General features: G+C 45.5%; 12 protein-coding genes, 1 tRNA gene and 2 pseudogenes. 8 read left to right on the top strand and 7 right to left on the bottom strand.

The genetic code is table 11. The features are described 5' to 3' along the window. Both IM475_RS10130 and IM475_RS10125 read left to right on the top strand, forming a co-directional pair. A pseudogene (locus IM475_RS10130) lies at positions 1 to 126 on the top strand (IS982 family transposase); the annotation flags it as partial. Between the two features lie 14 nt (positions 127 to 140). After that, positions 141 to 311 (top strand): annotated as a pseudogene (locus IM475_RS10125) (PIN domain nuclease); the annotation flags it as partial. Between the two features lie 506 nt (positions 312 to 817). On the opposite strand, the gene queF reads toward IM475_RS10125, so the two are convergent. Next, the gene (gene queF, locus IM475_RS10120; RefSeq protein ID WP_272081528.1) at positions 818 to 1,213 is read right to left on the bottom strand and encodes a preQ(1) synthase; all 396 of its coding nucleotides are present in this window, start codon (positions 1,211 to 1,213) and stop codon (positions 818 to 820) included. 227 nt (positions 1,214 to 1,440) lie between these two features. On the opposite strand from queF, the gene IM475_RS10115 reads away from it, so the two are divergent. From IM475_RS10115 to IM475_RS10100, 4 genes are all read left to right on the top strand, one after another. Further along, positions 1,441 to 2,622, top strand: a complete 1,182-nt coding sequence (locus IM475_RS10115; protein ID WP_287727451.1) for a M20 family metallopeptidase — start codon at positions 1,441 to 1,443, stop codon at positions 2,620 to 2,622. A 22-nt stretch (positions 2,623 to 2,644) separates the two neighbouring features. Next, positions 2,645 to 3,109 carry an MEKHLA domain-containing protein gene (locus tag IM475_RS10110; protein WP_287660065.1) on the top strand — a complete coding sequence of 155 codons (465 nt, stop codon included), beginning with the start codon at positions 2,645 to 2,647 and terminating at the stop codon, positions 3,107 to 3,109. 149 nt (positions 3,110 to 3,258) lie between these two features. After that, entirely contained in the window at positions 3,259 to 3,960 is a 702-nt protein-coding gene (gene pyrF / locus IM475_RS10105) for an orotidine-5'-phosphate decarboxylase (RefSeq protein WP_287727450.1), read from the top strand. Next, the gene (locus tag IM475_RS10100; RefSeq protein WP_287727449.1) at positions 3,924 to 4,460 is read left to right on the top strand and encodes a hypothetical protein; all 537 of its coding nucleotides are present in this window, start codon (positions 3,924 to 3,926) and stop codon (positions 4,458 to 4,460) included. Before pyrF ends, IM475_RS10100 begins: the two co-directional genes overlap by 37 nt. On the opposite strand, the gene prmC is transcribed toward IM475_RS10100, so the two are convergent. From prmC to IM475_RS10080, 4 genes are all read right to left on the bottom strand, one after another. Beyond that, complete coding sequence (gene prmC, locus IM475_RS10095) at positions 4,457 to 5,341, bottom strand: peptide chain release factor N(5)-glutamine methyltransferase (protein WP_287727448.1); 885 nt, start codon at positions 5,339 to 5,341, stop codon at positions 4,457 to 4,459. The genes IM475_RS10100 and prmC overlap by 4 nt on opposite strands. Positions 5,342 to 5,346: 5 nt before the next feature. After that, complete coding sequence (locus IM475_RS10090; RefSeq protein ID WP_287660069.1) at positions 5,347 to 6,147, bottom strand: Tic22 family protein; 801 nt, start codon at positions 6,145 to 6,147, stop codon at positions 5,347 to 5,349. 388 nt (positions 6,148 to 6,535) lie between these two features. After that, on the bottom strand, positions 6,536 to 6,970 hold the full coding sequence (locus IM475_RS10085; RefSeq protein ID WP_287727447.1) for a hypothetical protein: 435 nt from the start codon (positions 6,968 to 6,970) through the stop codon (positions 6,536 to 6,538). A 267-nt stretch (positions 6,971 to 7,237) separates the two neighbouring features. Further along, positions 7,238 to 7,310, bottom strand: a tRNA-His gene (locus IM475_RS10080). 102 nt (positions 7,311 to 7,412) lie between these two features. Here IM475_RS10080 and IM475_RS10075 point away from each other — a divergent pair. Beyond that, positions 7,413 to 7,799, top strand: a complete 387-nt coding sequence (locus tag IM475_RS10075) for a DUF4359 domain-containing protein (RefSeq protein WP_287660070.1) — start codon at positions 7,413 to 7,415, stop codon at positions 7,797 to 7,799. Positions 7,800 to 7,952: 153 nt separating this feature from the next. Here the strand turns inward: IM475_RS10075 and IM475_RS10070 are convergent, their stop codons facing one another. Beyond that, positions 7,953 to 8,456, bottom strand: coding sequence for a DUF3122 domain-containing protein (locus tag IM475_RS10070; RefSeq protein WP_287660071.1), 504 nt, complete (start codon positions 8,454 to 8,456; stop codon positions 7,953 to 7,955). 545 nt (positions 8,457 to 9,001) lie between these two features. On the opposite strand from IM475_RS10070, the gene IM475_RS10065 reads away from it, so the two are divergent. Continuing rightward, the gene (locus IM475_RS10065) at positions 9,002 to 11,629 is read left to right on the top strand and encodes a chloride channel protein (RefSeq protein WP_287660072.1); all 2,628 of its coding nucleotides are present in this window, start codon (positions 9,002 to 9,004) and stop codon (positions 11,627 to 11,629) included. A gap of 8 nt (positions 11,630 to 11,637) precedes the next feature. Here IM475_RS10065 and IM475_RS10060 read toward each other — a convergent pair whose 3' ends face one another. After that, positions 11,638 to 12,018, bottom strand: coding sequence for a DUF1830 domain-containing protein (locus IM475_RS10060; protein ID WP_287660073.1), 381 nt, complete (start codon positions 12,016 to 12,018; stop codon positions 11,638 to 11,640). Between the last annotated feature and the right edge of the window lie 129 nt (positions 12,019 to 12,147).

Genomic DNA, 12,147 nt, shown 5'->3' with positions numbered 1-12,147 from the left:
GAACATTCCCGCCACCGCAGCCCTGTTAATTTTTGCGTTAATCTTCTCTGTGGTTTGATTGCTTACTGTCACCAGCCGAAAAAACCCTCCTTGAAGATGGAATGGGCTTTACCCCCCGCTGCTTAACCCGAACTGGGGTTCAATTAGTTACCACCTACAACATTAAAGGAAAACGCACTCATGATATTAGGCTTCTTGCTGTCATGAAAGCTTCTAACATTACCCATTTACTAACCTTTAATTCTGATGACTTTATCCCTGTCCCCAATATTACCATCGTTCATCCTCAAGATTTCATTAATTCCCAATAATTAAGCAGCAAATCCGACATACCGCACCAAAATACCTCACGGAAAAGGATTTTAATTCTTCTACCGACTCAGCAATATTAATATTAAGGACTCCACTCATTGCCTTTTTACTGCATAAACTGTACATTTACTAAGTAGGGTCTGCTGAATAAATCTAAAAACCTTGTTGGATAAGAATTTTAGACTTTTTTCCCCTCAAAAAGTGCCAGATATTGGGGTAATCGAGGGGGAAATTTAGGCACTTTTTCCCTGAAAATTAGGTAATTGACCCCCTGAAAATGGGTAAAACCCTACACCCCACACCCCACACCCTACCCCCACGAAAAACTTTTTCAGCAGACCCTAAGTAGGAGACACTTTTTGAAAAATGGTATAACATTTAAGCTTTAAGTATAGAGGAAAAGTTCAAAATGGGTATTGAAGACGACGACAGCAAAAAACTTGAACAACAAAAACTAGAACAGCTAGAGATGGGGGCAAACCCATCCCCAAACTAGAAAATTATGCTATTCTTTTTTATACATCACCTCCACCACGGTATGTACGTTACCTCTGGGATGAAAATCCCCCTTAATTTTCATCTGCAAGGGTTCGCAAGCGGCCACCAAATCATCTAAAATTTGGTTAATTGCTTCTTCGTGGGAAATATAACGATCGCGATAACTATTAATATAAAGTTTAATCGCCTTTAATTCCATCACCTTTTGATCGGGAACGTAGCTAAGATAAATGGTGGCAAAATCAGGATAACCGGAAAAGGGACACTTACAGGTATATTCCGGCAGAGTGATATGGATATCGTAATTTCTGCCAGGGCGTGGATTGGGGAAAGTAATTAATGTTCCTTCGGCAATTTCTCTTTCCCCGTACTTAACTTCAATTTTTTCGGAAGACTGAACCATGTTTTTTCCTAACTAGACAATGTTTCCTATCATAGCTGGAATATTCTCTCAAGAGGCGTTACCGAATCAAGAGATGAATAGTAACTCCTGCATCCTATTGACAAATTAGCTTAGTCCAGGGTTGAAAGAATGCCGAGAAGACAATGCAGACTTAAAATCAGCCAAGTCGAATTTTCAGGTAAAAAATGCTCTATGATTAACTCTAAAGATACTGTAAAACTGGTTTCATGCTCTCCGAGATTAAAAACATAGCCGAGAGTCTCGCACCCCGATTAGTGGAGATTCGCCGCCACATTCACGCGAATCCAGAGTTAAGTGGGCAAGAATATCAAACTGCCGCCTATATTGCCGGGGTTTTATCTTCCTGTGGTCTATCGGTGCAGGAGGCAGTGGGAAAAACGGGAGTTAAGGGAGAATTGGCCGGAAAAGGCAGTGATCGAAGGATTTTAGCCATCCGGGCCGATATGGATGCCCTACCAATCCAAGAAAGAACCGATTTAGACTTTGCTTCCCGTAAACCGGGGATTATGCACGCCTGCGGTCACGATGTTCATGCTACCGTCGGTTTAGGGGTGGCGATGGTGCTTTCCCGTCTTTCGGAACCTTTGGGGGGAAAAATACGCTTTCTCTTTCAACCAGCAGAGGAAATCGCCCAGGGGGCCAATTGGATGATCCGAGAGGGGGTGATGCGGGATGTCAGCGCCGTTTTCGGGCTGCACGTTTTCCCCTCGATTCCGGCCCGATCGATCGGAGTTCGTTACGGGGCCTTAACTGCAGCTGCCGACGATCTGGAAATTTTTATTCAAGGGGAATCAGGCCACGGAGCCCGGCCCCACGAGGCGATCGATGCTATCTGGATCGCCTCCCAAGTAATCACCACTTTGCAACAGGCAATTAGTCGGACTCAGAACCCTTTGCGTCCCATCGTCCTCACCATCGGCCAGATTAGCGGTGGTCGCGCCCCCAACGTCATCGCCGATCAGGTACGCATGGCGGGAACGGTGCGATCGCTGCACCCAGAAACCCACGCCCATCTCCCGGAATGGATCGAGAGTTTGGTCACGAATGTCTGTAGCACATATAACGCTAAATGTCAAGTAAATTATCGTCGGGGCGTGCCATCGGTGCAAAATGACCAATTTTTAACCCGGTTAGTCGAAGAAGCTGGTTTAGAAGCTTGGGGACAGGATCGGGTTTTAATTCTCTCGGAACCCTCCATGGGGGCCGAGGATTTTTCCCTTTATTTGCAACAGGCCCCGGGGACAATGTTTCGTCTGGGAGTGGGTTCTCCTAACCTCCTCAATCCCCCCCTTCACCATCCGGAATTTTTAGTGGATGAGTCGGCAATTCTGACGGGAGTGATTACTTTAGCCTACGCGGCCTATAAATATTGGCAACGGCAAGATTAAACCGGTTTTTCAAGATAATTTTATGGAAATTTGGGAAGATTTAACTATTATAGATTGGACAGAATTGCTGCTGGATAATTATGAACGGTTAATCGGGCGATCGCTTTTACCCTGGATCGGTACTGCCAAAGAACAGAGTAAAATGCTCTTTTATGCCCCTTTTGTGCTAGTTTCCCACGGTACACAAACTAATCCGATCTTCAATTATGGTAATCGCTGCGCCCTCGATCTCTGGGGTTTAACTTGGCAAGAATTATTAGCAACTCCTTCGCGAGCAACGGTAGAGGGAGAGGAAACCGCCCAAGAACGCCAAAAAATGCTGGATTTAGTCAAAAAACAGGGCTATATCAACGATTATCACGGGGTAAGGATCACGAAAAACGGTCAACTATTTCGCATTGAAAAAGCGATCGTTTGGAATATCATCGATCGTGATGGCATTTATTGCGGACAGGCTGCCACTTTTGCCGATTGGATTTTTCTCTGATTTAAGCTCCCCGCTCCCTTCTCCCCGCTCCCTTCTCCCTAATTCATAATTCATAATTCATAATTCCCTCTCCCTTCTCCCTAATTCATAATTCATAATTCATAATTTATAATTCATAATTCCCCACACCCCCACTGTATCGCCCCAATATGACCAACTCAGACCGAATTATTGTTCCTCTCGATGTGCCGGATTTAGAATCAGCGATCGCACTGCTCGATCTGTTGCCGGAAGTCAATTTTTGGAAAGTGGGACTAGAATTATTTGTCAGTAGCGGTGCAGAAATTCTAGGGATTCTGCAAGAAAGACAAAAAAAGAGCTTTCTCGATCTAAAATTTCATGATATTCCCAATACGGTCGCCGGGGCCTGTCGTTCCGCCAGTCGCTATCAAGTGGATTTACTCACCCTCCACGCAACAGCCGGACGGCAAGCAATGACGGCAGCTAAGGCGGCAATCTCTGACCTGCTATCGCCGCCAAAACTTCTCGCTATCACCGTTTTAACCAGCCTTAACGCCCGCGAATTAGCCCTCGACCTCAAAATTCCCCTAGAACTATCGGAATATGCCTTAAATCTGGCATTATTGGCCAAAGAATCGGGAATTGATGGGGCGGTTTGTTCTCCCCAAGAAGTGGCGCAATTGCGGCGCGTCTGTGGAGAGGATTTTCTCTTAGTTTGCCCCGGAGTTCGTCCCTCCTGGTCAAGCAAAGGGGATCAAAGTCGGGTGATGACTCCGGCCCAAGCGCTTAAAGCTGGGGCTGATTATCTAGTAATTGGACGACCGATCACCGGTGCCGAGGAACCAAAAATAGCATGGGCAAAAATTTGTCACGAATTAGCCGATATTTAGGGGTATTACTGGTTATTTTCGGGATTAACTCGCCAGCAGTTAGTCTTCCTCTTTCTAGCTGTCCGGAGGATTTAAATCTTTTAGTCGATCGCCTCTTGTCAGATTTACCCAGTTATGCTAATCGAGTTATTACCCGTTCCCAAATCGACCAAAAATTATCTACACCGGTTTTTGTGATTATTGCCGGTCGTCCTGAATTTGCACCCCTACCTTTAACTGCTAGTCAATATTCCGGTCAAATTGCCGATGACACTCAACAGGTTTTTTTTACGACTTTAGAGCGTCAGTATAGCAAAAATCGCTCTGTCAGCCTCCAGAATTATCACTGGTTATTTTTAACTAAAACTGGGGAAGGATGGCGATTAGTGACGGTTTACAGTCAATTAGCTTCCCTTGAACCCGCTCAAGTCCCCTTACCTCCCCTAGAAACCAGTCAAGGCACCATCGGCCAAGCGGTGCGTCTCTGGCTGCGGGACTGCGAAGCGGGTACATTGCGCTAAATTCGCTCGGCCAAAACAAAGCGATCGAAACCTGCTAGGTCGTTAATAATCTGAATTTGTCGATAATTACCCTGATTTTCCAGCATTTGCGCTACTTTTTCCCCTTGACCGGCTCTCATTTCCACTAGCCAAAGACCTCCTGAGCGCAGATAATCGGGAGCAGTGGCCACTAGATAGCGCAGCGCGGTCAATCCGTCTTCACCTCCATCGAGGGCCAAACGGGGTTCATGTTCCCGCACTTCAATTTGTAAGTCGAGGATTTCTGCACTGGGAATATAGGGAGGATTGGACACCATACCCCTAATCTGTCCTTGCCACTTCTCTAGGGGTGTCCACCAAGAACCCTGTTTTAAGATAATTCTGTCGGCAAAACCCGTATTGATGATATTTTCTTTGGCGATCGCTAAAGCCGTTTGACTGTAATCAATAGCATATATCTCTGCTTTTGTCAAGATACTGGCTAAACCAATAGCGATCGCACCGCTACCGGTTCCCAGATCTACCCAGATTCCCCCGTCGTCTCCTCTGACGGTTTCTCCAACAATATCGATTAATAACTCGGTTTCGGGACGAGGAATTAAGACTTCTGGGGAGACTTTCAGGGTAAAATTACGCCAGATCACCGATTCGAGCAAATACTGCAAGGGAACCCTTGCTTGCAGGCGTTTTTGCCAGCGTTTAGTAATTTCCGACCAAGAATAACTCAAGGGGATTTTTTCTCGTTCGCGAAAGGATTGTAAGCGCAGGGAAAGAGTATCTATATCTGTCACTGCTTGCAGAAAGATATCCACTTCTTTCGGAGATAGTTGCGCTTGCTCTAAATCAGCGATCGCCTGTTGGCGCCATTGACTTAATTGTTGACCGGAAATACTAGCAGACACAAGACTTAACGATTGGGGGCGGGGGGATTATTGGTATTATTATTAGGGCGTGGCTGATTTGCCGGGGGTTGGTTGGGAGCCTTTTGGTTACTATTTGCCCGAATAAAATCAATCGTTTCTTGGCTAGGATAGAGGAGAATTTTGGTTAAAGCTTCATCCTTGCTTTGTTGTAGGGTAGCGATGACACTTTCTAAGGGAATAACATCAATTTTAACCGTGGCTGCTTCTGCGGGATTAGCTTTTTTATATTGTTCTACCATTTGCAAAGCGGCGGCCTTTTCAAAGAAGAAAGGAATCAAATCCTGATTATTGCGACTGATCACCAGAAAATTACTCTCTTTTCCCGCTTTCGGCACAAATAAAGGTACACCACCTTGATATTGTTGACCTCTTTCACTGAGCAGTTTTTTCGCCGATTCTACTTCCGACTCTTTGGGAACAAAATCGACAATTAAACGATTTTGTTCGGTTTGACTGGTTTGCATTCTATAGACATCTGCCAAAGAAACGGGCTGAACTTTAACTTTGCTGGCCACTTCGGGATTCTCTTTTTTCAGTCGTTCAAAAAAGTTTTGTGCGTCCTGCCGACTGATAAAAACTCCCGTGAATTTCTGTTCTTTTTCTCCCACGGCAATTAGGGGAACTCCTTGATCATCGGCAATAGCGAAGACAGGTACAGACTGCAAGGTTCTGACGATTTGTTCTTCCGGTAAAGCGAGTGCTTTAGAATAGCTGCCCAGCAGCGAAGTCAACATTGTCGTTCCTACTAAACCAAGAGTTGCCGTCCAACGAATGAGAGATTTCATCAAAATAATTACCTCGTTATTACTATTAACCAATATTTGCCGTTAATCTGAACTATATCGTCTGCTTAACTCCTCCGATCAGGAGTTTTCTGATGAATAACCAGCCAAGAAAGTTCCCTTTATTGGCTTGCTTTTGAACCATCATAGCTAAAAATATCCATACTTGGTAAGATGTGGTCGCAGCAGCGGCGAGAAAACAGGGGCAATTTACGCGCTGATCTGGGGAATAATAGGAATTAATTAGAGTTTTTAAGCTATATTTTCAAAAAAAATCGCTTTAGCTACGGTTTAAGCTTGCTTTTGCTTTAATAACCACCAACTTGAGATCAAAAGGCCTCCTCTTGTGTGAATCAGTTAGTCAACGGGCCACCCTTTGATCTTGGCGCTGCTAATGATTTTCCGAGAGATGGCGCGGATGGGCGATCGCTAAACGCAGCCATTGATAGGAAACTAGATTTAAAATCAGTCCAATGATCAATAAAATTGCCATGAGAGCGATTTGATACCAGGCAATCGGTCTGACCAGAAGATCGGCGATCAGATGGGCTAAATTTAAGATAGAATAGACAATTGTTAGCCAGAAATGGGTTTTTCTCAAGGAACGACTTTCACTAAAATTGACCCCGATAATCGCTAACATTGGCAGCAAAAAAAAGAGTAACATTCCCCAGAAAATCGGATCGAGATTGCTGGTTTGATGACTCTCGATGATCGATTGACCATGGAAGAGTGGCATTAACCCTAGTTGCGTGTGAAATAGGGTTCCCAAGAGGAATGTTGTCCAGAGCGCGGCAATTTTTTCGGGATATTTCGCTGTTTTCACGGTAATTATCCTCTTAATCGGTTAATATAAAAGACTGGGCTAGGTGAGCAGATATTCTTAAATTTTTCCTAATCACTACATTCTAGAAAAAATTTCTGTATTTAAAAGGTCAATTTAAGTCTGAATGGCATCACTATCTGATCCATTAGATGCTAAACTCCCCAGATATTATTTTGCTGTCAGAAACGACGCTCAGAACTACCACAAAAAGGATGTTGATGTAGTGCGAATTTTAGCCTAGCCTGAAATCGAGGGTCTTGAAAAGAGGGCGAACGAGGGGACTCGAACCCCCGAGTGGTGGAACCACAATCCACTGCCTTAACCACTTGGCTACGCTCGCCGTACACCTTTCCAAGTATAGCACAAGACGAATGGTTGACAAGAGGTTTTTTACCCTAATTCGGGCTATGGTTAGGGTAAGTGAGTGATGATTTGAGAGCTTATGAAATTGGCACGGTTAGGGGGAATGGTGTTAGGGGTGGTTTTAGGGGGAATTGCGGGAATATTGCTGACAACTAACCCCAATCGTCAAGATTACGAACAATACGCTTCCCAGAGGTTAACTAGCTATCTTAAGGATAATGTCTGCGCTCGGGCGCAAGCTTCCATCGAGGTGCAAGCTCTCTTGCGGGGTTACTGTAAAATGTTGGTGGATACGGGTCATCCTTTTTTACAAGAAGCGATCGCCACTAACACATCTAGAAAGAATTTTCTCATTTTCAGCGTTTATCAAACGGAATTATCGTTCCCTCCCCCTTTACCTAGTTATCACTTCAGCACTGTCGGTTTTTTGAATAAATTATACATCTACGAAGCTTTAGAACTGTAGTCAGGCAATTGAAATCTTCTGAGAGTAAATCCTGATGGTAGTGATTTTATTGTAGTGGTGATAGCTGAAACTTTTGCTAATTGGGCATTTTAGTCAGATAAAGTACCAAACAGTCCCAAGGTGATTCTCAATTTTTCACCCTAACCCAAAAAGTCAAACATTTACGGAAAAAAGCAGACTTTGCCATTCCAAAAGTACAGGAATCGGGATACTGAGAGAGCGGGGATTGTCTAGGGGTAGGGAAAGCTCGATCGCTTCGGTAACGGGTAGCTGCGCTAAGATATCCTGCATCTTGTATTGACCAACGTTAGCTGCGGGTGATTCTTGGGCAAAAGCATCCTCAGCCGCTAAAATTTGGCCTTTAGCAGTGGTTATCGTTAATCTTTCTGGGTGAAGAAACTCAATCCCCTCTGGAAATCCCACCAAGCGCAAACTAATTTCTACCGTTTCCCCATCTTTAACTCGTTTAAATAACACCACCTGCCAAGGACTACCAGTATTATCGCGCAAACTATGACGGGATTGATATAACAGCTGCCCCGGTCCTTCTGGCTGTTGTCGAGTTAGAGCTAGTGCGGACAAGGAAAAATCGATTTGAAGGCTAATAAATACCAAAAAACTGACGAGAACAGAAAATAATAACATGAATCGTTTCATAACTTTATTGACATTGGCTAAAAAATATGGTAAGAGCTTCGGCACTTGAGCCAAATTAATATAATTATATCACTATATAGTTAATTATTCAAAAAAGATGCTGTCAAGGGGAATGGATCGGCTTTTTTCCGCAAAGACATTGTATGATTGATTAGATAAATTGATAGTTGCAAGTAACTTCGAGATGGCTAACAAACCCGATGAATTTGCCAGAACACAAATCAGCGAAAAACAGAAAATAGTTGATTAGGATACAAAGGAATATCCTTGAGTCCAGCTTTCTCAAAACCATGGGTTAGCCCCCCAGCCCCACAAAATAGATCCACTGTAGAGATATGGTCAATCAATGACAAGTTTTATATCCTCCGCTCAAAGATAGGGACAATCTTTGATCCTAGCCCATCGAGAGAAAAACTACTATTGGGTCCACTGGTAGCAACAAGGTGAACGGTGACAGAACTTAACGGCCTATGATTAAAGAGACGAGGAATCAGAACCCGAAATAAATCCTCGCTCCGCCATTGCCTTGATTCTCCCTGATAATTATGGGACTTTTTGCCCGTCACCAAAACCTCCGTCAGTGGTTTAAATCCCAACACTTCGGACGTAGCGCCACCGATAGTCGTTATGCTTTACTGGTAGCCTGTTTAATCGGAATTCTCTCCGCCCTTGCCGCTATTATCCTGAAATTGGGCATCGGTTGGTTAGGTGGTTGGCGGGTGCATCTAGTAGCCAATTCCTCTCCTTTCCTAGTTTTGCCCCTCGGCGGTTTTCTGCTTGGTTACAGTGCCGGTTGGATTGTCGAACACTTCTCCCCCGCGGCCGCCGGGGGTGGTATTCCCCAAGTAAAAGCGGCCTTAGCTAAATATCCTTTGCCCCTGTCTTGGCGCGTTGCCGTCGTAAAAATGATCGGGGCGATCCTGATCCTTGGCGGTGGTTTAACCCTTGGTCGTCGCGCCCCCACGGTACACATCGGGGCGGCCCTAGCGGCCCAGTTAAGCGTCTGGCTGCCCACCAGTCCTGATCACCGTCGTCAGATGATCGCAGCCGGGGCAGCCGCGGGGTTAGCGGCCGGTTTTACTACTCCCATCGCCGGGGTCCTCTTTGTGATCGAGGAATTAATGCGCGATGTCTCCAGTATGACCCTAGAAACGGCGATCGTGGCTTCCTTTACCGGGGCCGTGGTTTCGATGATGCTGCAGAATACCCCCTCGATCATCACTGAATATGCCAATATTAGCTTCTCTGCCCAAGAAATACCCTTTTATGGCCTTTTGGGGGTTTTAGCGGGCTTATTGGGAGCTTTATTCAATCAAGGCATCCTTTTTTGTAGCCAGATGCAGCGGCGTTGGCGGTTATCTCTGGCTTGGCGTATCGGTCTGGTCAGTTGGTTATCGGGAACGGTAGTGGCTTTTTTACCCGACTTTTTCCGAGATAATACGGGTTTACGCGAATTTTTGCTGGCAGGGGAATTAAGTTGGCAGAATACCGCCCTCGCTTTTGTGGTCTATTTTTTCCTGACCATGATCTCCTATAGTTCTGGCGCCCCCGGAGGACTCCTCGCCCCCGCTTTGGTGTTGGGATCCTGTTTGGGGTTTCTGGTGGGGGGAATCGAGACGAAAATGATGGGTTTCGGCAGCGAAGCTAGTTATACTTTAGCCGGTATGGGGGCTTTTTTTACAGGAGTAGTCAGGGTTCCGGTAACGGCGATCGTGATTGTCTTTGAACTGCATCGCAATTTTAATGTTGTGCTGCCCCTGATGTTGACCTGTGCCGTTTCTTATATCACTGCCGAAAGCATTCGCCCCGGTTCCCTCTATCAGCATTTACTTTCCGCTAGTGGTATTATTCTCAACGAAGAAACCCCTGCTAATGATGTGTTGGCCCATCTGTCGGCTATAGATGTGATGCAATCGCAGGTGGAAATTCTGCCGGCGGATTTACCCCTAGGGGAAGTGGTGAAAATTATGTCTCGTTCCCATCATCGCGGTTTTCCCGTGGTGGAACAGGGGCGACTATTGGGGATTTTTACCCAAAGTGATCTGGATAAATGGCGATCAAAAAACAGTCAAACCGTGCTGCGGGAGATGATGACTCCCAATCCGATTACTGTGGCCCCCCAGGCAGCTTTAAGCGATGTTTTATTTCTCTTAAATCGCTATCAGCTTTCCCGTTTACCCGTTACCGACGGTCAAAAACTGGTGGGGATCATCACCCGCACCGATATTATCCGGGTGGAAGCCGATCAATTGGGGGGAGTTTGTCAGCTGCCCCAACGCAGTACCCCTTCCTATGTGGTTTATCAAACTCGTTCCCCGGCTGTGGGAATAGGTCGGATTTTATTACCTATTGCCAATCCCGACACCGCTACCGCTTTGTTTAAAATTGCTGCTGCCATCGCCCGTGAACGCAATTATGAGATAGATTGTCTCTATGTGATTACTGTGCCTCGTCTTAGTTCTCCGGCGGAAGTCAGGGTAGATACGCGGGAAGGACGCAAATTACTTCATCGTCTGGAAAGATTAGCCCGTCAGCAGCAGCTCTCTGTTCATACACAAATTTCTGTGGCTCAGGATATCGCCGACGGGATTTTGGCCACGATTCGCGAACGACACAGCAATTTGTTAATTATGGGTTGGACGGGGGAAAAATCCACCACCGGGGCAATTTTTGGGTTTTCAGTCGATACTTTGATCGCTGAGGCTCCCTGTGAAACCATCTTGGTAAAATTGGGGACAAAGGATTGTTTTCCCAACGATCCTAATCGGGAAAGGATTTGGCTGATTCCCACCGCCGGCGGTCCGAATGCCGAACGCGCTTTAGCATTATTGCCTAGTTTGCTGTCTTTGTCCGAGTCTTCGGATCATCCCAAACTTTGGTTATGTAAAATCTATTCTCCGACGGAGTTACTGCCAGATCTGTCCACTTTGGAAGTTTTACAAGCATCTTTACAAAAAGCGATCGCACAGATGATCGTGCCTTTACCGATTCGTTCGGCCTCTCCGGCCGAGGCGGTAATTCATCTGGTAGAATCGGAAGACTGTTCCTTGGTGCTTTTGGGTGCATCTAGGGAAAGTTTGCTCAATCAGTTCTTAAATGGCAATATCCCCTCGACGATTGCCCGTGCCGTTAATTGCACTGTGATTCTCGTGCGAGGGGAATTATCAGATTAGGTTATTAGCTAGGCGGAAGCTAAAGTTAAACTGAAGGGTACGGTATTGTCAATTTTCGCCCCTTGACTTTCCTCTAGGGAATGGGGATAAAACATTTCCCTGTCTAGTTGACCGTCGGAGTCATCGTCATCCCCATCGCTGATATAAAGGCGTTCACAGGGGATGTTATCGGAAAGGATGGCGCTGGCCATCATCCCCGTATGAATCTCTAAGAAAGCATCCGCTAGGGTCTCAAATACTAAACGCTGCCCAGGGAAAACCACCCTTTCAAAATACCAGTTAGCAATATTGGTGATGCGAACAATTTGAATATGACTGGTCGCATTGACATAGCAACAAAGAATACTATTTTTCTTGCCGTTGGGGAGGGGATCGAGAATCTGTGCCATAGCAATCGGGGTGATCTTAAAGTGGGTTTGTCATCGCTCCTTCACCCTAACATCCTTTGATCCCCGATAGTTGTAAAGATGATTACATTACTCTGATAAAAATCTACCGATAGCTTTTTCTGGTGATAG

The organism is Microcystis sp. M061S2, assembly GCF_020245605.1.
GTDB lineage: Bacteria > Cyanobacteriota > Cyanobacteriia > Cyanobacteriales > Microcystaceae > Microcystis.
Note: the sequence above shows the minus strand (reverse complement) of the source record. Positions and strands in the feature narration are given on the sequence as shown.

Bases quoted from the DNA above. Each gene is read 5' to 3' on its own strand.
- queF (WP_272081528.1), bottom strand. From the start codon at position 1,213: ATGGTTCAGTCTTCCGAAAAAATTGAAGTTAAGTACGGGGAAAGAGAA.
- IM475_RS10115 (WP_287727451.1), top strand. From the start codon at position 1,441: ATGCTCTCCGAGATTAAAAACATAGCCGAGAGTCTCGCACCCCGATTA.
- IM475_RS10110 (WP_287660065.1), top strand. From the start codon at position 2,645: ATGGAAATTTGGGAAGATTTAACTATTATAGATTGGACAGAATTGCTG.
- pyrF (WP_287727450.1), top strand. From the start codon at position 3,259: ATGACCAACTCAGACCGAATTATTGTTCCTCTCGATGTGCCGGATTTA.
- IM475_RS10100 (WP_287727449.1), top strand. From the start codon at position 3,924: ATGGGCAAAAATTTGTCACGAATTAGCCGATATTTAGGGGTATTACTG.
- IM475_RS10090 (WP_287660069.1), bottom strand. From the start codon at position 6,147: ATGAAATCTCTCATTCGTTGGACGGCAACTCTTGGTTTAGTAGGAACG.
- IM475_RS10075 (WP_287660070.1), top strand. From the start codon at position 7,413: ATGAAATTGGCACGGTTAGGGGGAATGGTGTTAGGGGTGGTTTTAGGG.
- IM475_RS10070 (WP_287660071.1), bottom strand. From the start codon at position 8,456: ATGAAACGATTCATGTTATTATTTTCTGTTCTCGTCAGTTTTTTGGTA.
- IM475_RS10065 (WP_287660072.1), top strand. From the start codon at position 9,002: ATGGGACTTTTTGCCCGTCACCAAAACCTCCGTCAGTGGTTTAAATCC.
- IM475_RS10060 (WP_287660073.1), bottom strand. From the start codon at position 12,018: ATGGCACAGATTCTCGATCCCCTCCCCAACGGCAAGAAAAATAGTATT.